17 protein-coding genes are annotated in these 22062 nt (G+C 72.0%); 11 read left to right on the forward strand and 6 right to left on the reverse strand.

Going from position 1 to position 22062, the window contains the following annotated elements; translation table 11 throughout:
- Nucleotides 1–277: 277 nt before the first annotated feature.
- The 5 genes from OG408_RS35025 (at nucleotide 278) to OG408_RS35045 (ending at nucleotide 4384) form a co-directional block, all read left to right on the forward strand.
- Entirely contained in the window at nucleotides 278–2191 is a 1914-nt protein-coding gene (locus OG408_RS35025; protein ID WP_326673661.1) for a sensor histidine kinase, read from the forward strand.
- A 7-nt stretch (nucleotides 2192–2198) separates the two neighbouring features.
- Nucleotides 2199–2633: a roadblock/LC7 domain-containing protein gene (locus tag OG408_RS35030; RefSeq protein WP_266785585.1), complete on the forward strand. Its 435-nt coding sequence runs from the start codon at nucleotides 2199–2201 to the stop codon at nucleotides 2631–2633.
- Nucleotides 2634–2635: 2 nt separating this feature from the next.
- Nucleotides 2636–3007 (forward strand): DUF742 domain-containing protein, encoded by a 372-nt coding sequence (locus tag OG408_RS35035; protein ID WP_266785587.1) that lies wholly within the window; start codon nucleotides 2636–2638, stop codon nucleotides 3005–3007.
- A gap of 220 nt (nucleotides 3008–3227) precedes the next feature.
- The gene (locus tag OG408_RS35040; RefSeq protein ID WP_266786617.1) at nucleotides 3228–3797 is read left to right on the forward strand and encodes a GTP-binding protein; all 570 of its coding nucleotides are present in this window, start codon (nucleotides 3228–3230) and stop codon (nucleotides 3795–3797) included.
- Nucleotides 3794–4384, forward strand: a complete 591-nt coding sequence (locus OG408_RS35045; protein WP_266785589.1) for a GAF domain-containing protein — start codon at nucleotides 3794–3796, stop codon at nucleotides 4382–4384. Before OG408_RS35040 ends, OG408_RS35045 begins: the two co-directional genes overlap by 4 nt.
- A 21-nt stretch (nucleotides 4385–4405) precedes the next feature.
- Here the strand turns inward: OG408_RS35045 and OG408_RS35050 are convergent, their stop codons facing one another.
- The 5 genes from OG408_RS35050 to OG408_RS35070 all read right to left on the reverse strand — a co-directional run bounded on the left by OG408_RS35050 (nucleotide 4406) and on the right by OG408_RS35070 (nucleotide 12474).
- Nucleotides 4406–6343, reverse strand: a complete 1938-nt coding sequence (locus OG408_RS35050; RefSeq protein ID WP_326673662.1) for a DUF2264 domain-containing protein — start codon at nucleotides 6341–6343, stop codon at nucleotides 4406–4408.
- A gap of 36 nt (nucleotides 6344–6379) precedes the next feature.
- Entirely contained in the window at nucleotides 6380–8791 is a 2412-nt protein-coding gene (locus OG408_RS35055; protein ID WP_326673663.1) for a polysaccharide lyase 8 family protein, read from the reverse strand.
- Nucleotides 8792–8813: 22 nt separating this feature from the next.
- Nucleotides 8814–10172 (reverse strand): M60 family metallopeptidase, encoded by a 1359-nt coding sequence (locus OG408_RS35060; protein WP_326673664.1) that lies wholly within the window; start codon nucleotides 10170–10172, stop codon nucleotides 8814–8816.
- Between the two features lie 158 nt (nucleotides 10173–10330).
- Nucleotides 10331–11425 (reverse strand): LacI family DNA-binding transcriptional regulator, encoded by a 1095-nt coding sequence (locus OG408_RS35065; RefSeq protein WP_326674639.1) that lies wholly within the window; start codon nucleotides 11423–11425, stop codon nucleotides 10331–10333.
- Between the two features lie 62 nt (nucleotides 11426–11487).
- A complete protein-coding gene (locus OG408_RS35070; RefSeq protein WP_266785597.1) occupies nucleotides 11488–12474 on the reverse strand; it encodes a hydroxyacid dehydrogenase in 987 nt (328 codons plus the stop codon).
- Nucleotides 12475–12813: 339 nt separating this feature from the next.
- Here OG408_RS35070 and OG408_RS35075 point away from each other — a divergent pair, with 339 nt between their 5' ends.
- The 5 genes from OG408_RS35075 to OG408_RS35095 all read left to right on the forward strand — a co-directional run bounded on the left by OG408_RS35075 (nucleotide 12814) and on the right by OG408_RS35095 (nucleotide 20157).
- Nucleotides 12814–13827: an ABC transporter permease gene (locus OG408_RS35075; RefSeq protein ID WP_266785599.1), complete on the forward strand. Its 1014-nt coding sequence runs from the start codon at nucleotides 12814–12816 to the stop codon at nucleotides 13825–13827.
- Between the two features lie 82 nt (nucleotides 13828–13909).
- On the forward strand, nucleotides 13910–14770 hold the full coding sequence (locus OG408_RS35080) for a carbohydrate ABC transporter permease (RefSeq protein WP_266786621.1): 861 nt from the start codon (nucleotides 13910–13912) through the stop codon (nucleotides 14768–14770).
- 55 nt (nucleotides 14771–14825) lie between these two features.
- A complete protein-coding gene (locus OG408_RS35085; protein WP_326673665.1) occupies nucleotides 14826–16499 on the forward strand; it encodes an extracellular solute-binding protein in 1674 nt (557 codons plus the stop codon).
- The gene (locus tag OG408_RS35090) at nucleotides 16496–17962 is read left to right on the forward strand and encodes a M1 family metallopeptidase (RefSeq protein WP_326673666.1); all 1467 of its coding nucleotides are present in this window, start codon (nucleotides 16496–16498) and stop codon (nucleotides 17960–17962) included. The genes OG408_RS35085 and OG408_RS35090 overlap by 4 nt, the downstream gene beginning before the upstream one ends.
- Nucleotides 17959–20157 (forward strand): right-handed parallel beta-helix repeat-containing protein, encoded by a 2199-nt coding sequence (locus OG408_RS35095; protein WP_285564196.1) that lies wholly within the window; start codon nucleotides 17959–17961, stop codon nucleotides 20155–20157. The genes OG408_RS35090 and OG408_RS35095 overlap by 4 nt, the downstream gene beginning before the upstream one ends.
- A 72-nt stretch (nucleotides 20158–20229) precedes the next feature.
- Here OG408_RS35095 and OG408_RS35100 read toward each other — a convergent pair whose 3' ends face one another.
- Entirely contained in the window at nucleotides 20230–20955 is a 726-nt protein-coding gene (locus OG408_RS35100; RefSeq protein ID WP_326673667.1) for a TetR/AcrR family transcriptional regulator, read from the reverse strand.
- 138 nt (nucleotides 20956–21093) lie between these two features.
- Between OG408_RS35100 and OG408_RS35105 the strand changes: the two genes are divergently transcribed.
- On the forward strand, nucleotides 21094–22041 hold the full coding sequence (locus OG408_RS35105) for an NAD-dependent epimerase/dehydratase family protein (protein ID WP_326673668.1): 948 nt from the start codon (nucleotides 21094–21096) through the stop codon (nucleotides 22039–22041).
- The last annotated feature ends 21 nt before the right edge of the window (nucleotides 22042–22062 follow it).

Raw genomic sequence — 22062 nt, forward strand, 5'->3', positions numbered from 1 at the left:
TCGAGGGGGCTTGCCGTGTCGTGTGCGGGACACCGTCCAACCGCCCGGCGTAATCGGGCTCTTGTGCGAGAGGTCATACCAGAGCGGGACGGATGGTGGGCAAGTTCCACAACTCCACGTCGCACCCTCGCAGTGGGCGACTACCGTGTGTGCCCGGTGATCAACGGTGGGCTCATATTTTCCGAGCCTGCCCGGCCGATGACCCGAGAATGACCGACCACCGTAGGTGTCACCACATGAATGCCGATTCCTGGTGCCCCACGTACCGAGGACGCTGATGTCTCAACTTCGCGCACCCGACGCGCGACCGGAACGACGAGAGGGCGGGCGGCACGGCCGACCGGGTCCCCGTTCCCACTCGGCCGCGGCCAGACCGCGCGCTGCCCGGCCGTCCCCCGAGGCGCGTATACGCCCCCAACTCCTGCGCACCGCAGTGCTGCCGGCCGTCGCCGTCGCCCTGGCCGGCGCCGCTGCCGTCATCTTCACCGCCCGGGCCGGCACCGTCCGGCCGTCCACGGAGCTCTGGGTGGCGCTCGGCTCCGCCGGCGCGCTCGCGATCGCCGCGATGGCCGCCGCCTTCCTGGCGGCCAACCGGGTCGCCACCACCGTCCTCGGCCGCTGTCTGGCCCTGCGCCGGGTCAGTGCGCAGGGCCAGGCCGATCTGCAACGGGTGGTGGAACAGCTCCGCAACGGCGAACCCGTGCCCGCGCGGCGGCCCCCGCAGCCCGTGGCACCCGGCAGCGACGGCTTCGAACTGCTGGCCCAGGAACTCGGACGCCAGCAGGAGAGCGCTGTCGCCGCCGTCGTCCAGGCCGCCCGGCTCACCGAGCACACCGGCGAGGACCAGAAGGTCGAGGTCTTCGTCAATCTCGCCCGCCGCCTCCAGTCCCTGGTGCACCGGGAGATCCAGCTGCTCGACGAGCTGGAGCACCAGGTCGAGGACCCCGATCTGCTCAAGGGCCTCTTCCACGTCGACCACCTGGCCACGCGCATCCGCCGGCACGCGGAGAACCTCGCCGTCCTCGGCGGCGCCGTCTCCCGGCGGCAGTGGAGCAACCCGGTCACGATGACCGAGGTGCTGCGCTCGGCGATCGCCGAGGTCGAGCAGTACCCGCGGGTCAAGCTCGTACCCCCGATCGACGGCACGCTCCGCGGGCACGCCGTGGCCGACGTGATCCACCTCCTCGCCGAACTGGTCGAGAACGCCACCGTGTTCTCCGCCCCGCACACCCAGGTCCTGCTCCGGGCCCAGCGCGTCACCGCGGGCCTCGCCCTGGAGGTGGAGGACCGCGGCCTCGGCCTGCCGGGCGACGAGCAGAAGCGGATGAACGCCCTGCTCGCCGATCCCGACCAGGTCAATGTCGCCCGGCTCCTCCAGGACGGCCGGATCGGTCTGTTCGTCGTGGCCTCGCTGGCCCGCAGGCACGGCATCGCCGTACGGCTGCAGAGCAACATCTACGGCGGCACCCAGGCGGTCCTCGTCCTCCCGCAGTCCCTGCTCGGGGCCGACGAGGACGCATCCGGCGAGGCCGGCGGCGCCCCGGTCCCGCCACTCGGCCCCGCGCACCGCCCGGCGCCCCAGGACGACACCGCCGACCGGCGCGGCCCGGCCCCGGAACCCGGCCCGGCTCCCGAACCGGAGCGCCGCGCCTACGTACCGAACCAGCAGCTCCGGATGCACCGGCCGGGGCAGCAGACACCGCGTCAGGGCGAGGGCCCCCCGCTTCCGCTGCGTGCCGAGCGCCTCGACCGGCCCGGACCGGCCGATACCCGCCCCGGCATCCGCGCCGTGGACGACGCGGTACCGGCCCTGCCCCAGGAGACCGGGGTCGTGCGCGGCACGATGGGCCGCCCCCAGCTTCCCCGGCGGGCCAACCAGGAGCACCTGGTCCCGCAGCTCAGGGAGGCTCCCGCGCCACGCAGCGAGGAGGAGCCGACCCTGCACGACCCGGGTCTGGTGGCGGCCTTCCGGCGGGGCATCGACCTCGCCGAGGCGCGGGCCGAGACGGAGGACGAGCCCGGTGCGGACGACGTCCCCGGATTCGCGGTCCAGGACCCCGCGCCGGACACCCGGCACCCCCTGGACCCGCTGCCGGTACGCGGCGCCGCACCCGTGGAACTCCTCGGCGCCGGCGCGTTCCACAGCGACCAGGAACCACTCGAAGCCAACGTGAACACCACCAAGGAGTAGATGCACCATGGCGACCGATATGCCGTCCGGTCAGGTCTCGGACCTCGACTGGCTGCTGAGCGGCCTGGTACAGCGCGTGCCCTACACGCGCAGCGCGGTCCTGCTCTCCGCCGACGGGCTGGTGAAATCCCTCCACGGCATGGACGCCGACAGCGCCGACCACATGGCGGCGCTGGCCGCCGGCCTGTACTCGCTGGGCCGCAGCGCCGGCGCCCGCTTCGGCGACAACGGAGAGGTCCGCCAGGTGGTGGTGGAACTCGACTCGACGCTCCTCTTCGTCACCACGGCCGGCTCCGGCACCTGTCTGGCGGTACTCGCCGGGCGGAACGCCGACGCCGCCGTGCTCGGCTACGAGATGACCATGCTGGTCAAGAGCGTCCGGCCGTATCTCATGACACCGACGAGACAAGCGGCCGGGGTGCCGGGCGCCACGGGGCTGTGACCGTGCCGGCCACGCAGGACGGGCCGTTGCTCGACGATGCGGCAGGCCGCCTCATCCGCCCGTACACCGTGAGCAACGGGCGGACCCGTCCCACGACCGTGCTCGATCTGCTCTCCCTCGTGATGGCCACCGGGGCCATCCCGCAGACCCATCTCGGGCCCGAGCACTCGGTGGCGCTCGGGCTGTGCGGCGGCCCCACATCGGTGGCCGAGATCGCCGCGCATCTGCGGCTGCCCGCGGTCGTCACCAAGGTCCTGCTCTCGGATCTGGTCGACTGCGGCGCCGTGACCGCGCACCCGCCCGCCTTCCATGACATGCCCACCGACCGATCCCTGCTGGAGGCAGTGCTCGATGGCTTACGACGACAGCTCTGACGGTTTCGACGGCTCCGCCCCGTACGCGGGGACCGCGAGCCCCGGACCCGTCGGCTACGCGGACGGCCCGGGAGACGGACGGTATGCCGACCATGCGCACCATTCGGACAGCGGTGGGTACGCGGCCCCGCCGGCCGGCGGGGGATACGCGGACAGCACCGGCACGTTCGGGTACGCGCAGGCCCCCGGCAGCCCCGAGGGCTTTCCCGTCGCACTCAAGGTGCTGGTGGCGGGCGGCTTCGGGGTCGGCAAGACGACGTTCGTCGGTGCGGTCAGCGAGATCGCCCCGCTGAGCACGGAGGAACTGCTGACCCAGGTCAGCGCGGCGACCGACAGCCTGGAGGGCATCGAGTCCAAGACCTCCACCACGGTGGCGATGGACTTCGGCCGCATCACACTGGACGAGCAGCACGTGCTCTATCTGTTCGGCACCCCCGGACAGGAGCGCTTCTGGTTCATGTGGGACGAGCTCTCGCAGGGCGCGCTCGGCGCGGTGGTGATCGCGGACACCCGACGGCTGGAGGAGTGCTTCGCGGCCGTCGACTTCTTCGAGCGGCGCGGCATCGGGTTCATCGTCGCGGTCAACGAGTTCGACGGCGCCTTCCGCTACGGCCCCGACGAGGTGCGGGCGGCCCTGGACCTGGCGCCGGAGGTGCCGGTCGTCCTCTGCGACGCCCGTATCGCCAGCTCGGGCACCGGCGCGCTGGTCACCCTGGTCCAGCACCTCATCAACGCCACCACCGAACCGGCCCCGCTCTCCGGCCACGGAAGCTACGGAGCCCGTCCGTGACGACCTCGCACACCCTCGGGCGGCTGCTGCTGACCCCCGTCGACAGCGACGCCCGGGTCCGCACCCAGCGGCTGCGCAGCCTCGGCCTGGGGGAGCGGCCCGACGCCTCGTTCGACAACTTCGACGCCTTCGCCGACCGGGTGGCCGAAGTGACCGAGGTGCCCTTCTCGATGGTCAACTTCATCGACGGGAACCGCCAGTTCTACGCCGGGCTGCACACCCCGGCGGGCACCCGGAAGGGTTCCGACCTGGGGGCCGCGGCGGCGGGCAGCGGCCGGGGCGGGCGGTATGTGGCGCTCGACCACGGCTACTGCCCGCACGTCGTCGTCCGGCGCAAGGCGCTGGTCCTGGAGGACGTCTGCGACTATCCCCGCTTCGCCGGGAACCCGGTCGTCGACGACATAGGCATCCGCTCCTACCTCGGGGCGCCACTCATCGACCGCACGGGCATCGCCCTGGGCGCCGTCTGCGCCGTGGACATCGTGCCCCGCCCGTGGGGGCGGGCGGGGCTCGACACCATCAAGTCCCTGGCGCAGGAGCTCGTCGGGCACATCCACCGGCGGGAGGACAACATCCTCGGACTCTGAACCCGCCCCCCGAGCCCGCCCTCAGGCCTCGACCGTCCGCCCGTCCAGGAAGGTGAGCACCACCGCGTCGCCGTCCACCCGCACCCGCACGGCCGTGCGCAACGCCTCGGGACGGACCCGGTCGCGGGAGAGCACGACGAGCGAGACATGCACGCTGCGGCCGCCCGGCCGGGGAGCGCTGCGCAGATACGGGATCGCCGAGTGCGGACCGTACGCGTTGGACTCGACGTCACGCGCCACGGCGGCCCCGTCCGGGCCCCCGTCCCATCCGAACAGTGCGACCACCGCGCTCGTCAGCCCCTCGGCCGTGCGCGCGAGCGCCCAGTCGGGTCCGGACGAGGCGAACGGGCTCTCCGTGTGCGCGACCGCGTGGCCGCCCTCCCGGACCACCGCACCCTCGGGCGCCTCGACCCGGTGCACCCGCACCTCCCAAGGGCCGTGCAGCACACTCGTCGTCGCGATCCGGTACGCACGGTCGTCACCGGGCAGCCGCGCGGCCGACCAGGAGGCGGCGACGCGGTCCTCGCAGCGCAGCGGATGGATCCGGCGGCGCCGGGACGGGGTGCCGTCCGGGGCGAGCAGCGCCAGGTGCCCGTCGATGGTCCTGGCCAGGGCGTGCGGGGCGGACTCCGGTGCCGTGGCCGTCGTGTACGCGAGCTTCGCGTAGTGCGGATCGTCCTCGCCCGCGCCCAGGTCCGGATCGGTGCCGGCCTCGATGTCCGCCGCGCCGGGCGCAGGCGGGTTGTGGTCGCTGCCGTGGTTGACCAGCCGGACGATGCCGTCGTGCCGGGTGCCGTGCAGCAGCCAGCCGGGCGCGGGGAGAGCGGTGTAGGTGTCCGACTCCTCGACGGGCAGCGGGAGTTCCCGCGCGGTCCACACCTCGTGGCCGGCGGGGAGCAGCAGCCCGAGGAAGCCCTTGCTCGCCCAGTACGGTGACGCCGGACCTGAGTAGGGCTGGGTGGACGGCAGGAAGGTGTCGTACCAGCCGAGGGGCAGCAGCCCCCGCTCGTCCGGCACCCCGCGCTCCACGAAGTGCCGCAGCGTGCCCGAGGCGAGCCGGCGGGTCAGGCCGGGGGCGAGCGGGGTGCAGTCGGCCAGGGCGCCCATCCAGACCGGGGCGAGCGCGGCGAACCGGTAGGAGAGGGAACGGCCCTGGTGGACCGGGGAGCCGTCGGCCCCGAAGAAGTACGGATAGTCCTCCAGGAACCGGCCGAGGCGCTGCCGGTAGGCCGCGGCCCGGCCGCCGTCGCCGCCGGGACCGGCGATCCGCGCCCACAGCAGCGGGTACAGGTGCATGGCCCAGCCGATGTAGTAGTCGAAGTTGCGGCCGTCCCCGTCGGTGTACCAGCCGTCACCGACGTACCAGTCCTCGATCCTGTCCAGCCCCTCCTCGATGTCGGACGCACGGTACGGAGCGCCGACCGAGGCGAGGAACTGCTCGGACACCACCTGGAAGAGCCGCCAGTTGTTGTCCCAGGTGCGGCCGCCGACGAAACCGGAGAACCAGTCGACGACCCGCTCCTGCACCCCGGCGTCCAGCCGGTCCCAGATCCACGGCCGGGTCTCGTGCAGCGCGACCGCGACCGACGCCGCCTCCACCATCTGCTGGGAACAGTCCGTCAGCCGCGGCCACGCCTCCCCGCTCGACGGGTCGGTCCCGGCCGCGAGCCCGGCGGCGTACCGCTCGGTCAGGGCGGGGTCGACCGCCCCGCCCGCGCCCGCGATGCGGCAGGCGGCGAGCAGGAACGACCGGGCGAACCCCTCCAGACCGTCGGAGACGACACCCGACCAGCTGCCGCGCCCCGGCAGCCGGTACTGCGCGAACCCGGGGGTCGCGTACGGCGTCAGCGCGTCCAGCATCCGGTCGGCGGTCGCCTCCCAGTGCGCCCGGGTCCAGCCGGTGCGTGACGACAGGACCCGGTCGGTCGGCGGCAGGTGCAGATGCGGGGCGACGGACATGGTGGTGCTGCTCCTGGAGATCGGTATGCGGGGTGGTTACGGGACGAGTTCGGCGTGGTGCGTGTGGCCGCGGGAGCCGCCGACGGCGACGGTGAGGACGGGCCGGCGACCCGGGGCGAGGGTCACGGTGTCATCGGCCCGGTGCACCGACCGGACCCGGAAGGGGAGTCCGACCGAGACGACGCTCCCGGTCCGGCCCGGATCGGCGACCGCGACCGACACCCGCCCGCCCTGCCGCCGCACGAGGACCGACGCCGGACCGGAGGCGGTGATCCCGGCCGCCGAACCGGCGCCCCAGAAGTGCACCGCCGTCACACCGGACCTGCGGTCCTCCACGGCCTGCGCGGTGGCGTCATTGGCGACGATCCGGACCGGGCGGGAGTGCGACCAGACCGCGGTGGCCGCCGCCGACGCGCCGGGCAGCAGCACATAGGCGTACCCCGCGCCGGTGGGGGAGACCCCGTGGTCCGTCCAGAGCGTGACATAGCGGCGGGTCACCGGATCGGCGGAACCGCCGGTGTCGGCACCGGTGTTGATCGCCCGCCAGGTGCCGGTGCGCTCCTCGCGCAGGGTGCGCAGCGCGGTTCCCCCGGGGAAGACGTAGCCGCCGACGCCGTCCAGATGGGCCCAGCCGGCCCGGGACGCGCGGACACCCCGGCCCAGGTCCGCGGACTGCGGTACCCCGTCCACCAGCAGACGGTTGCGGCCGGCCGCGCCGAGGCTGCGGTTCTCGATCACCGTCTCGATGGCCCGCCCGTCGCTCGCGGAGATGCCCGCCCCGAGCGCGACCACGGCGTTGTCGAGGAGGAACCATGATTTCCTGGCCCGCAGCGTGCTGCCCGGGGCGCCGACGAGCTCCATCGCGGCGGCCCCGTACCTGCCGTCCAGTACGGCACCGCCCGCCACCGCGTTCGCCGGGCGGTAGGTGGAGGTGCCGGCGCCCGTGCCGAGATCGGTGCGCGGACGGGGGTCGACCGTGGTGCCGGGCAGGCGGTACGGGTCCACGGTCGGCCAGAAGCCGTCGTTGAACTGCCCCAGGCCGTCGCCCTCGTAGAGATACGTCATGCCGTCGCCGGTGTACCAGCCGTGCAGGTTCTCGCCGTTGCCCGCCTCGTAGGCCGAGATCCGCTCGGATGACAGCGACAGGGTGCAGGCCCAGCCGGGGCGCCGGTGCACCACGCGGTCCATGTCGGCGAAGACGAAACTGCCGGTCGTACGGGCCCCGGCAGGGACGCCCGCGTCGTTCATGACGGCTTTCGCCAGGGCGAGTTGGGGGAGCGTGGCCAGGGAGGCGAAGGGGGTGGTGCGGTTACGGGTCAGCCAGCCCTTGGCCAGTGCCCGCCAGCGCTCCGCCCGGTCCGCCGGCGCGCCGGACGCCAGGAGCAGGATCGCCGCGACGGCCGCGGCACCGTCCCGGTGGTCGCCCGCCCGCTCCCGGGACACGGCACGCCCGCGCACCGCGTCCATCATCAGCCCGTCGAAGACCACCGGGGCGAAGCTCCGCTCCACGGCCTCGTACATCACCGAGACGTCCGGGTCGTCGACCGCCCACGGCGATCCGGTGAGGAGCGAGAGCAGATACGCGGCGCCGCCGAGCAGCACTGTGCCGTACGAGCCGGTGTACGCGACCACGTCGTGTTGGACGAACGAGCCGTCCTCGTAGAACCCGTCACCCGAACCCGTATAACGGAACAGGCTGTTGCGCCCTGCGTCGCGTACGTCGGAGAGCGCGTCACGGGCGGACGCCACCTTGTCCGGGTCCCTGCCGAGCAGTCCCCGCAGCGCGACGATCACGGCCTTGTCGGTGCGGTTCGCGCCGGTCTCGGACAGGGTGGGGGAGTTGGTGCGGCGGTCCGCGTCCGGGCAGAAGCGGTCGACGACGGCGAGATAGTCCGCGAGATCGGCGGCGGGCAGCTGCTCGCGCAGCAGCACGCAGCAGTCCATCAGCGCACGGGGCGCGCCGATCTCCCAGAACCACCAGTTGCCGCTCTCGCGGGCGTCCGGACGGTAGGCGGTGTCGTACGTGAACCGCAGCGCGGAGAGCAGCGCGTCGGCCGTCTCCGTGCTGCCGGAGAGGGATGTGCCGGGGGTGGCCCACGCGGTGGCGAGCGAGCGCAGCCGCGTGTAGCTCTGCCCGAAGTTCCCCGGATCGGTGACAGGGGCGAGATCGGCCCACAGCGCGGTGCGTCCGGGGCTGCGGTCCAGGGTGTTCCACAGCTCCTTCGCCACATCGTCCAGAGCGGTGACGGCGGCCGCGAAGTCCGGGTCCGACCGGTCGAACCCGCCCCCGGTGAGGAGGGTTTCGGCCCGGGTCAGCAGGCCATCGAAGTCGTCGTCGGCGGTCCGTGCCGCGGCCGATGGTCCGGCGGCGTGCGCCGCGCCCGCCGTCAGCGCCCCGGAGACGGTGGCACCGCCCGCGGCGAGAAGGGTCCTTCTGCTCAGCTGCATGGTGACTCCTCGTCCGCGGCCGTCAGTCGGTGAGCGTGCTGGGGTCGACGGGCGGCTGCGGCAGGTTCAGCGCCGCGAGCTCCGCCCGGCCGACGGCGTCCACCGGGAACGCCCAGGTGTTCACGAAGAACTCCGTGAGGTCGTAGCCGGCGACGCGGCTGGAGTAGGTGGCCAGCGCCCGGTACCGCTTGTCGTTCTCCGTGTAGTCCGACTGTGGGTTCTCCTCGCGCACCAGCTTGTGCAGCCGGGGCCAGAAGTCGTCCCCGAAGGCGAGCTCCAGCTGCCGCAGCGGCACCAGCTTCTCGTACGCGCCGAAGGACTTCTCGTACGTCAGCCCGGCCGTGCCGAACTTCGCCCGCGACGTCTGGAAGGCGGTGAGTCCGGTCGCGTCGACGGTGAGGAGGTTGGACGGCTGGTCCAGGGTGCGCTGCGCGGCCAGCGAGTAGATGTTCACCGTGACCTCGGTGAGGCCGCCCGGCTTGTACGCCATCTGCTGGTGCAGGTGGCCGAGTTCGTGGTAGAGCCCCCAGCCGCGCGTCCGCAGCCCCTCGACGGTGGTGGCCCGGTCGAGATAGGCGCGCGGGAAGCCGTTGTAGCCGTGCGTGGCGTAGGCGCCGACACCGGTCGGCACCTTGCTGACCTCGGTGAAGTGGTACGGCCCCGCCTTGCGCCGGTGCACCGGCTTCGAGCCGTCGAGCCCGCTGATCCGGGCGTGCGAGTCGATGATCGTCTCGACGAGCCCGATCAGGGCGGCGTGGTCCTCGCCGCGGTACAGCAGCGCGCCCTCACGGGTCAGAGTCATGATCGTGTGCGGGCCGTGGAGCTCCACCCAGGGCGAGGCCGTCAGGGTGTCGAGCTGGTGCTGGTAGGCGGCCTCCGTGGTGCTGCCCAGGGTGAAGACCGGCATGGGCACGGTGCCGGAACGGAACAGCACACCGGCCCGCTCACCGTTTCCGGTGAGGGTCAGATAGACCGGGCCGCCGTGCGGGTCGGTCACGGTGTTGGCGCCCGCGGTGAGCGGGTAGCCGCGCGGCTCGGTGATCTCGCCGTAGTAGTCCCAGGCACCGATCCAGAGCGTGGGCACCAGGCCGTCGTGCGGCTGGACGGTGAGCGAGAGCGGGGCGCCCGCGGGGGCGTACAGGCCGGTCGGCTGGAACTCCGAGCCGCGCAGGGCCTGCGCCAGCCGCAGCCGTTCGGCCTCGGCGGCCGGACGGGCGGTGACGGTCAGCGGGACGGGGCGGACGGCGGGGCGGCGGCCGGTGGCGGCCCGTGCGGAGGTGGTGGTGGCGCCGAGTGCGACCACCGCCCCGGCGCCTGCGGCGAGGACGGCGCGGCGGCCGACCGAGGGGGAAAGCGGGGCGGAGTGGCTGGGCTGACGCATGCGGAACTCTCCCTGCAGAAACGAATGAGGGGCGGAAGCGTGCGGAACGGGGTGAGGCGTGCCGTCAGCATGTAAGCGGTTGCTGTCGAGCCGCAAGGGGAGTCGAGAAGTTACTGTGATTTTCTATGGCCAACTGCGGACAGGCGGGAAGTAACCGGTCACATACGACTGGACCGGCCCGCCCGAGGAGCCACGGAATCGCGTACCACGATGTGGGTGCCGAGCCGCAGCGCGCCGCTGGTCGGCTCCCGCCAGTCGTCCTCGTCGCCGCCCGCGACGGCAAGACGCACCGCCTGCCGGCCCATCTCCTCCAGCGGGATGTGGACCGTGGTCAGCCGGGGGCGCAGCTCCTGGGCGACCGGGATGTCGTCGTAGCCCACCAGCGAGATGTCCTTCGGCACCTGGACCCCGGCTTCCTCCAGGGCCTGCGCGGCGCCCGCGGCGACCATGTCGTTGGCCGCGAAGACGGCGGTGAACTCAGGCCCGTTCCTCAGGAGTTCCGCCATCTGCCGGTAGCCGAAGCCGCGGCTGAACGCGCCGGGCCTGACCAGCTCGGGGTCGGCGGGCAGCCCGCGCAGCTCCAGCGCCCGGCGATGGCCGGCGAGCCGTTCCCGGGTGGTGGAGAGCTTGGGCGGCCCGCCGAGGTACAGGATCCGCTCGTGGCCCTGCATCAGCAGGTGGTCGGTGATGGCGAAGGCGCCGCCCTCGTTGTCGTACTCGACCGCCGCCGTCGGTGCGCCCTCGCCCAGGGGAGGCCGGCCGCACAGCACCAGCTTGGAGCCGCCGGCGTCCAGCTCCCGGGCCCGGCGGGCGAGCTCCGTCGTGTAGCCGCGGTCGGCGATGGACCCGCCGACCACCACCACCGCGTCCGCCCTGCGCTCGTGCATCAGGTCGATGAAGGCCAGTTCGCGCTGCGGGTCGCCCTGGGTGCAGCAGACCAGGCAGAGCCGTCCGCCGAGCGCCGCCTCGCGCTCCACACCGCGGGCGATGTAGGCGTAGAACGGGTCGATGACCTCGTTGACGATGATGCCGACGGTGCGGTTGGAGACACCGGCCAGGGCGCGGGCGTGGGCGTTGACCACGTAACCGAGCTCGCGCATGGCCGACTCGACGCGGTCCCGGGTCGCCTCCGCCACGGGGTAGTTGCGGTTCAGGACGCGGGAGACGGTGGCCGTCGAGACGCCTGCGCGCCGTGCCACGTCGGTGACCGTCGCCCGCCGCTGTCCGTCCGCGGCCGTGCTCTGCCGGCGCATCCGGCTCACCCCCTGGTGGCTGTTGTGTGACGCCGAGCCTAGAGCCTGCCGCGGGACGGCGTTCATGCGATCCTCCCCAGGTCGGCCCGGTGCACCGGATGGGCGAAGGGCTCGCCCCGCGCGTACCGCGCCAGCTCGTCGACCGCGAGCGCGCCGAGCCGGCCCACCTCGTTGCCCTGGGCGCCCGCGAGGTGCGGGGTGAGGAAGACGTTGGGCAGGTCCCACAGCGGATGACCGGCGGGCAGCGGCTCGGGCGACGTGACGTCCAGGACCGCGTCGAGCCGCCCGCTGACCAGGTGTCCGGTCAGTGCCTCGGTGTCCACGAGGGGGCCGCGTGCGGTGTTGACGAGCAGTGTGCCGGGGCGCATCAGCCCGATCCGCCGCGCGTCGATGATGCCCCGGGTCTCGGGGGTGTCCGGGGCATGGACGGTCACCACGTCGCTGGTGGCCACGAGGGTGTCCAGGTCCGTGCGCGTCACCCCGAGGAGCCCGGCCTCGGCATCGCTCACGTACGGGTCGTACAGCAGCACCTCGGCGTCCAGGACCCGCAGCAGTTCGATCACCCGGCGGCCGATCCGGGACGCGCCCACCACCCCGACGGTCAGCCCGTGCGTACCGAGCCAGTGCTGCCGGTCGAGATCGGCCCCGGTGCGGTGGGTGCGCCGGGTGCGGAAGAGGCCCGCCAGCGGGAACACCCGTTTCGCGCCCATGATGATCGCGGCCAGGGTGAACTCCGCCACCGGTACGGCGTTGGCCGCGGCCGCCGAGGAGACGGCGATCCCGCGGTCGAAGGCGGCCGGTGACAGGAACGTCTTCACCGTGCCGGCGGCATGGATCACGGCCCGCAGCTCCGGCGCCCGTGCCAGCAGGGCCGGGTCCACCCGCGGGCACCCCCAGCCGGTCAGCAGCACCTCCGCGCCGGCCAGGGCCCTCGCGGCGGCGGGGGAGTCGAACTCGCTGATCACGGACGGATCGAGGAGCTCGGCCGTCTCCTCCAGGCGGGCCCGGACCGGGGGTGGGAAGACGTCGTCCAGCAGTCCGGGGCTCATGACCAGGACCGTACGCGGACGCCTTTCGGGCGGGGCCGCAGCATCGGTACCGGACCGAGCCGGCGCCTCTTCGGTGGTTCGCACCCTGCCTCCGGACAGTAATCGCATTCTATGGAATGACCGGCACGCTAGGGAGCGCGACAGGCGACCGTCAAGCTCCACCGCTCCACAACTGACCGTTTCTGGAGCATTTATGGGACTTCGCGGGTGTGGATTTCCTTCCCGGAGCGTCATGTAACAAAGACGTTCGACCGGATCTCTTGACGCTTGGGTTAACCGCTTACTAACTTGCGGCCGCAGAAGGCTCACCACGCGCCACCCAGCCGAACAGGACGCACCATGGCTGACACAGCACCCCCGCTGCCGCGGGAAAAGCGGCGAAAGCGGGTCGAAGAACCCGCCCCGCCGGCCGACCGGGCTCCGGTCGCCGCGCGCCGGCTGACGCTCGGGCAGCGGATCAAGCGCGACCGGGTGATGCTCCTGCTCACCCTGCCCGGGCTGCTCTACTTCGTCGTCTTCCACTACGTCCCGCTGCTCGGGTACGTGGTGGCGTTCCAGGACTACCAGCCGTACCTCGGATACATGCACAGCGTCTGGGTGGGGTTCGCCAACTTCTCCGCGGCGTTCGCCGAACCGGCCTTCTGGAGCGCGACGTTCAACACCCTGGAGATCGCCCTCGTCCAGCTGGTGTTCTTCTTCCCGGTCCCCGTCGCCCTGGCCCTGCTGCTCAACAGCATCGCCAGCGACCGCATCAGGCGCTTCGTGCAGAGCGTCGTCTACCTGCCGCACTTCATCGGCTGGGTCATCATCGTCTCGATCTTCCAGCAGATCCTGGGCGGCGCCGGGGTGCTGCCCGACGTCCTGGGCGGGCTGGGCCTGCCGCGCTACGACATGATGAGCGACCCCGACGCCTTCCCCTGGCTGCTGACCCTCCAGGTCGCCTGGAAGGACGCCGGCTGGGGCACGATCATCATCCTCGCCGCGCTCCTCAACATCGACCGGCAGCAGTACGAGGCCGCCGCGATCGACGGCGCGGGACCCAGGCGCCGCCTGTGGCACGTGACGCTGCCCGGCATCGCCCCCGTGCTCATCCTGCTGCTGATCCTCAACCTCGGGCAGATCCTCTCCGTCGGCTTCGAGCAGATCCTGCTCCAGCGCGACGCGGTCGGCCCGGACGCCGGCGAGGTGCTCGACACCTACGTCTACTACCACGGCATCAAGGACAACGACTGGGGTGTCGCCGCCGCCGTCGGACTCGTCAAGGCGGTCATCGGCACCGCACTCGTGCTGGGCGCGAACAAGCTCGCCCACCGACTCGGCCACGAAGGGGTGTACCGCGGTGCTGACCGCTGAGAAGACGCGCGCCAAGACCCGGAGCACCGCACCGGCGCCCCGCCCCGCCCCCGTACGCAAGTCCGACGGCCGCCCGCCGTGGATGGAGCGGCCGACCCGCATGGGCCAGACCGCCAAGGCGGTCGCCGTCGTGGTGGTCGTCCTGGCCGTGGCCTACCCGCTGATCGGCGTGATCGGCACGAGCTTCGCCTCGCAGACCGACATCATCAAGAGCTCCGGCCTCGTCCTGTGGCCCGGGCACCCCACCCTGGACGCCTACCGCACGATCTTCACCGGCGGCGTCGTCACCCGGGCGCTGCTCGTCTCCGTCGGCATCACCGTCCTCGGCACCCTCGCCAGCCTGCTCGTGACCGTCGGCATGGCGTACGGTCTCTCCCGCCGCGAGGTCACCGGCTCCCGCTTCATCCTGATGACCGCCCTGTTCACCATGCTGTTCAACGCGGGCATCATCCCGAACTTCCTGCTGGTCAAGGGACTCGGCCTGTACGACACCTACGCGGCGCTCGTCATGCCCACCCTGGTCAGCGCCTTCAACCTGGTCGTCCTGCGGTCGTTCTTCATGAACCTGCCGGAGGAGCTGTACGACGCGGCGAAGGTCGACGGCGCCGGTGACTTCCGCATCCTGGTGCGGATCGTCCTGCCGCTGTCCAAGGCCGTCCTCGCCGTGATCAGCCTCTTCTACGCGGTGACGTACTGGAACGCCTTCTTCAACTCGCTCCTGTACCTCAACGACTCCGAGAAGTGGCCGCTGCCGATGGTGCTGCGGACCTACGTCCTCCAGGGCCAGAGCCTGAACTCCGCCTCCGCGGGCGAGGTCCTCGCCCCGCAGCAGGCCGTGCAGATGGCCGTCCTCGTGATCGCCGTCGTCCCGATCCTCTGTGTCTACCCCTTCCTCCAGCGCTACTTCACCAAGGGCGTGCTCACAGGCGCCGTCAAGGGCTGAGCGCGGCCCCGCCCCCCACTCCTTCCTTCCCTCTCCCACATGCAAGGAGATTCAGGTGTCGAGCTCCACCCCCATCAATCGCAGAGCACTGTTCCGCATGGGTGCGGGCGTCGGTCTGGGACTGGCCGCCGCCCCGCTGCTCGCCGCCTGCGGCGACGGCGGCACCACCGCCAAGGCCGAGGCCAAGAGCGCCTCGCTGCTCCCGGACACCGCGGTGCGCAACATCGGCGTCAAGCCCGACCTGGCCGGCACCGCCGCCGGTGTCCCGCAGGGCTTCTTCAGCTATCCGGCGAAGCCCCTGCGCGCCACCGCGAACACCCCGCTCAAGGGCGCGAAGCCGATCAGCGCGACGATGGAGACGTTCTCCCCGCCGCCGCCCTCGCGCGGCAAGAACGCCGCCTGGCAGGAGATCGAGAAGCTCCTCGGCGGCCAGGTGAACATCACCGCCGTGCCCGCGGACGACTACGGCACCAAGTTCTCCACGATGGTCGCCAGCGACAGCCTTCCGGACCTGTTCATGTACCCCGAGAGCGGCGGCGTCGACAACAAGGCGGCGTTCCTCCGGGCGAAGTGCGCCGATCTGACCCCGTACCTCGCGGGGGACAAGGTCAAGGACTACCCGAACCTCGCCGCGATCCCGAAGGGCGCGTGGCAGAGCGCGATCTTCGGCGGGAAGCTGTACGGCATCCCGATCGCCAGGACCGGTACCGGCGGCGCCGGCGTCTACCGGCACGACCTGTTCGAGGAGGTCGGTGTCACGAGCCTCGACCAGATCACGGACCTGGACCGGTTCGTGGAGGTCTGCAAGGAGCTGACCCGGCCCAAGAAGGACCAGTACGCGATCATCGCGGGCGCCACCAGCATGCTCGCCATGTCCGCGGGCGCGCCCAACTTCTGGCGGCTCGACGAGAAGACCGGGAAGTTCACGGCCGACCTGGAGACCCCGGAGTACCGCAAGGCGGTGGAGACGGCCCGGCTGCTGTACAAGGCCGGCTGCTTCTACCCGGGCACCCTCCAGATGTCCGGGGCGCAGAAGGCCCAGTACACGGACATGTTCAAGAACGGCAAGGGCGCGTACGTCTACGACGGGATGCCCACCTATCTGGCACCCGGAGTCGGGTACATCGCCGCGATGAAGGCGATCGACAAGAAGTTCGACCCGCGCCCGTTCGTGCCGGTCGGCAAGGACGCCGTCGCCTGGATGGACAACGTCGCGCTCCAGAACACCCACATCACCAAGGCGTCCGGGGACCGCGTCAAGCAGATCCTGGCGTTCGCCGACTTCGCCGCCTCGCCGTTCGGCAGCCAGGAGTACACCCTCATCAACTACGGGGTCGAGGGCAAGGACTTCACCCGCGACGCCAAGGGCAACCCGGCGCTCACCAAGCAGGGTACCCAGGACGTCACCGTGCCATGGAAGTTCGCGGCGTCGGCGGTCCCCGCGATCTTCAGCGCCGACTCCGAGCAGGGCGTGCGTCACGTGCACGACACGTTCACCAGGATGATCCCGATGATGGTGCCGGACCCGACGCTCCAGTACTCCTCGCCCACCTGGGACTCGAAGGGCTCCGGCAGCCTCAACACGCTGAAGGGCGACGCGCTCAAGGACATCATCTCCGGCCGCAAGCCCCTGTCGGCCTACGACCAGCTGGTCAAGGACTACCTGGCCAAGGGCGGCGAGCAGGCCCGCGGCGAGTTCGAGGAAGCCTTCCAGAAGGGGAAGAAGTGACCACACGACGCTCGGTCCTCGCACTCGGCGGGGCCGCGGTCGCCGCGGCCGTCGCCGTCCCCGCCCTCGGCTCGCCCGCCTCGGCGCGGCCGCACGGCTTCGACCCGAAGCCCGGCGCCAACGGCGTCGGCGACCCGCTGTTCCCGACGCTCGGCAACGGCGGCTACCAGGTCGTCCACTACGACCTGGCCTTCGACTTCACCCCGGTGACGTACGACTTCACCGCGACCGTGAAGATCAACGCCAGGGCCACCCAGGACCTCTCGGCCTTCAACCTGGACACCGACGGCCACACCATCGACTCCGTCACCGTCGCCGGCCGCCCCGCCGGGTGGGAACTGACGCCCGGTCAGAGCGGCCAGGAGTTCACCGTCACGCCGGCCCGACCGCTCCACGACGGCCAGCCCTTCACCACCGAGATCCGCTACCGGGGCAACGGCAAGGCGACCCGGCTGGGCCTCACCGGCTGGAAGTTCGGCTCCGACGGCGGCTTCGCCTCGGCCGCCCAGTCCTCGCGGGCCGACACCTTCCTGCCGTGCAACGACACCCCGTCCGACAAGGCGACGTGGACCTTCCACATCAGCGCCCCCGAGGGCTTCGTCGCCACCGCCAACGGCGAACTGACCCACAGGTCCCCGCGCGCCGACGGCTGCACCGTCTGGCACTTCGCCCTCCGCGAGCGCATGGCGACCGAACTCATCGGCATCGCCGTCGTCAAGGGCACCTACCTCTACGGCAGCAGCCACCGCGGCCTGCCCCTGCGGCACATCGTCCCGCAGGGCCAGGAGGAGAAGTACGCCCCGATCGTGGCGCGCACCGCCGACCATCTCGCCTGGCTGGAGGCGAAGTTCGGCCGCTACCCCTTCTCCGTCTACGGGCTCCACATCTACGACGGCTACACCGACGCCCTGGAGAACCAGACCCTCTCGCTCTTCTCCACCAACTGGTTCAAACTCAACGCCGCCGGCCAGCCGGGCTACGAGACCACCATGGTGCACGAGCTGGTCCACCAGTGGTTCGGCGACTCCGTCACCCCGAACGACTGGCAGCAGGCCTGGCTCAACGAGGGCCCCGCCGTGTACTACGCCGGCCGGTACGGCGAGGAGCGCGGCTGGTCCGTCTTCGCCGACAAGATGAAGGCGACGTACGAGAAGTTCGACGCGGTCCGCGCCGCCGACGGTCCGCCCGGACTGCCCAAGGCGCTCGGCGGCACGAACATCTACGACGGCGGCGCGCTCGTCCTGTACGCCCTCGGCCAGCGGATCGGCGACCGGGCCTTCGACCGGGTCATGCGCGAGTGGGTGAAGCGGTTCAAGGACTCCACCTACACCAGCGAGGCCTTCATCCGGCACACCGTCGACGTCACCGGCGACCGGACCGTCGACCCGTTCCTGCGCGACTGGCTCTTCGGGGCCGTCAACCCGCCCATGCCCGGCCACCCCGACTGGAAGGCCACCGCGTGAACCGCCCGTTGAACGCCGTACGAGGGACCGCCGCCACCGCCGCCGCGGTCTTCCTGGCCGCACTCCTCGCCGCCCCGGCCGCCCAGGCGGCACCCGGCGCCCGCACCCTGTACGCCGCCCCGGACGGCCGCGGCACCTCCTGCACCGTCGCCCGCCCCTGCACCCCGGAAGGGGCCCGCGACCGGGCCCGCACGGTGACGGAACGCGAGGTCCGCGTACTCCTCAAGGACGGTACGTACCGGCTCGACGGGCCCCTGAAGCTCGGCGCCGCCGACTCCGGCGTCTCGTGGGCCGCGGCCCCCGGCGCCCGTCCCGTGCTCTCCGGCGGGCAGGACATCACCGGCTGGCGGCAGAACACCGACGGCACCTGGAGCGCCGGCGTCCCCGCCGGTGTGACCCCGCGCCAGCTCTTCGTCGACGGCAAGCGTGCGACCCGCGCCCGCGGCGAGGCCTGCGCGGCCGCCGTCTGCGACGCGACCAAGACCGGAATGACGGGCGCCACCGCCACCGGAATCGACCGGTGGCAGCGGCCCACCGACGCCGAGGCCGTCATCCGGGTCCGCTGGCGCAACTACCACTGCCGGATCGCGGGCGTCAGCGGCGACACCCTGACCTTCGCCCAGCCCTGCTGGACCAACTCGGCGAGCGGCACGGACCGCACCGGACCCGCCTGGGACACCACCACGGTCGACTCCACCCGCTACAGCGGTGTCGCCTTCTTCGAGAACGCTCCCGAACTCCTGGACCAGCCGGGCGAGTTCGTCTGGAACTCGACGGACCGCACGGTCACCTACCTGCCGCGCAAGGGCGAGAACATGCGCCGCGCGCAGGCCGTCACTCCGCACACCGAACAGCTGCTCGTCGTCGACGGCGCCCACGACGTCACCGTCGACGGCATCGGCTTCGCGTATGCGGCGTACCGACAGCCCGGCACCGACGAGGGCTATGCGGGCATGCAGGCCGGTCTCACCCTGACCGGAGCCACCGGCCCCGTCGACCACGCGGGCCGCTACTACACCAAGCCCGCCGCCGCGGTCACCGTCCGCGGCGGCCGGCGGGTGAGCATCGACCGTGGGCGGTTCACCCATCTCGGCGGGGCGGGCGCGATCCTGGAGGCGGGCACGAAGGACAGCTCGCTGACCCGCTCGGCCTTCACCGACCTGTCGTCGGGCGCGGTGTACGTCGGCGACACCGAGCCGATGCCCGGCGCGGAACTCGCAGGTGAGCGCAACACCGTCGCGTACAACACCATCAGCCGCTCCGGCGTCGAGTACACCGACTCGGTGGGCATCTGGGCCGGTTACGAGGCCGGGCTGAGCGTCGACCACAACAGCCTGGACCACCTCCCGTACTCCGGGATCTCCGTCGGCTGGGGCTGGAACCAGCCCGAGTCGCAGAAGTCCGTCCTCCGCGACAACAAGGTGACGGACAACCGCATCACCGACGTCATGGAGGTCGCGCAGGAGCAGCACGACGGCGGCGCGATCTACACCCAGGGGGCCCAGCCGGGGACCGTGCTGAGCGGCAACTACATCAACCGTTCCGCCTACGGCAACACCGAGCGCGACGGCAACGGCATCTACCTCGACGAACAGTCCTCCCACATCACCGTCGAGAAGAACGTCATCACCCGCATCGGCTACAAGTGGGTCTCCAACTGGGCCGACTACGGGATCGAGAACACCGCGCGCGGCAACTGGACCGACACCGCGGCCCCCGCGCTCGGCGGCACCGGCTCCGTCATGACGGACAACCTCACCGGCCTGGACCGGCTGCCCGCCGAAGCGCTCGCCGTCGCCGCCCGCGCGGGTGCCGGCGGCGGACCGGTCGAGCAGCTGCGCCCGGACCTCGCGCGCACCGGCACGGCCACCCAGTCCTCCACCGACGGCACGGCCACCGCGGCCCTCGCCCTGGACGCGGACACCAACACGGACACCAGGACGCTCTCCGAAGCGGGCGCCTGGTGGCAGGCGGACCTCGGGGCCGTCCGGCACGTCCGGCAGGTGGAGGTCTGGAACAACGCCTCGTCCACCACCGCCGACTTCGACATCGTGACGGACGACAAGACCGTCCACGTCAGCGGAAAGGCGCTCCGCCCCACCGTCATCGACCTCGACAGCCGCACCCGCACGGTGCGGATCGTGACCTCCGGTACGGGCCGGGTGGCCCTGTCCCAGGTGCTGATCCACTCCTGACACCTCCACCGCACACGCGAACGCCGGACCGGCCCTTCAGGCCGGTCCGGCGTTCCGCGTCGTGCGCCCCGCTCACTCCAGCGCGAAGGCGTCCGCCAGCATCTCCGTCTGGGCGGTCAGCAGGGTGCCTCCGTCGTGCCCCATACCGGTGAACTGACCCGCCACCTCCAGGCCCACCGAGCCGTGCAGCTGTGCCCACGCGAGGACCGCGCCGGCCAGCGCGCGCGCCGAGGACTCCGGATCACCGGCGGCGTCCGCGGCATACGCGGCCACCCAGTCGCCCACTCCGGGGTCCGACCCCAGCCAGGCGGCCATCTGCGCCACCACCGGGGCCACCCCCGCGCCCGGCGTCCCGCCCGCGAACACCGGCAGGAACGGACCGAGCACGGCACGGGCGCTGTCCCGCGTGTCGGCGGGAGCCACATATCCGGGCACCGGGGAGCCCTGGATCAGCAGATAGCGGTGCGGTTCGGCCACCGCCCAGTTCCGGTACGCCGTCGCCAGTGCGTGCAGCCGCTCGCGAGGACCGTCCGAGGCCGCTTCCGGCCGGGCCGCCACCGCGCCCATGGCCGTGGCGGCATCGTCGTACGCGTCCCTGATCAGCGCGTTCAGCAGATCGTCGCGGCTGGCGAAGTAGCGGTAGAGGGCCGGGCCGGAGAGCCCCATGTCCTTCGCGATCCGGGTGAGCGCCAGCGCGCCCGCCCCGCCGTCGGCGAGCTGCCGCAGCGCGGCCTCCTTGATCTCCGCACGGGTCTGCTCCCGGTACCGGGCCCGCGGCCCCTGCTGTGCCTCGGCCATTCCCGGCCTCTCTCGCTAGACAAGCTCACTTCAGTTACGGAGTCTAACAGCCGGGGTTGCGAGGCCCTATCGCGAGAGTTACAGTCTCTAACAGAAGTGAGGGGCAGTAACACTCCTCCGGATTACAGGGAGACGCTCATGACCGCAGCACACGACCTTCAGGTGGTTCTCGGCGCCGGCCCCGCCGGCACCGCACTCGCCGTCGAACTGGCCCGTCGCGGCCACCCGGTCCGCCTCGTCGACCGGGCGGCCGCCGGGACCGCGCCGACGGGCGTCGACCGGTTCGCCGCCGACGTGTCGACGCCCGAGGGCGCCCGCGCGGCCGTCGAAGGGGCGGCCGTCGTCTACCACTGCGTGAACGTCGGCTACCACCTCCAGGTCGAGGTCATGCCGCGCATCCAGCGGTCCGTCCTCGCCGCGGCCGAGGCGGCGGGCGCGCGCCTCGTCGTCCTCGACACGCTGTACCCGTACGGCGAGACGCACGGTGCGGTCATGACGGAGGACGCCCCGTGGAACGCGACCACCCGCAAGGGCCGGATGCGCGCGGAGCTGGACGCCCGCTACCTCGCCGCCCACGCCGACGGACGGCTGCGCGTCGTGCTGGGCAGGTCGGCCGACTTCGTCGGGCCGCACGTCCTCAACTCCACCCTGGGCGGCGCGGTGTTCCCGGCCGCGCTGACCGGGGGAGAGGTCCCGGCGTTCGGTGACATAGACCTGCCGCACAGCTACACGTACATCGGCGACGTCGCCGCCGGCCTGGCCACCCTGGGGGAGAACCCGGACGGTGACGGCCGCGTCTGGCACCTGCCCACGGCTCCCGCACTCACCACCCGGCAGATCCTGGCCATGGTGGAGGAGCGCGTCGGGCGCCCCCTGAACCTGACCGTCGTGCCGGAACCGCGGGCGTTCGGTCCGTTCGACGAGGTGTTCATGGCGGAGTACGCCGAGATGTTCTACCAGCACACGGAGGCGCAGATCGTCGACTCCTCCGCCATCGAGAAGGCGTACGGCCTGACGCCCCACCCCCTGTCGGCCACGATCGACGAGACGCTCGCGTGGTACGGGGACTACCTGGCCGCGCACTGACCGCGCACCGGGGCACGGCCC

It is taken from the genome of Streptomyces sp. NBC_01257 (assembly GCF_035917255.1).
GTDB lineage: Bacteria > Actinomycetota > Actinomycetes > Streptomycetales > Streptomycetaceae > Streptomyces.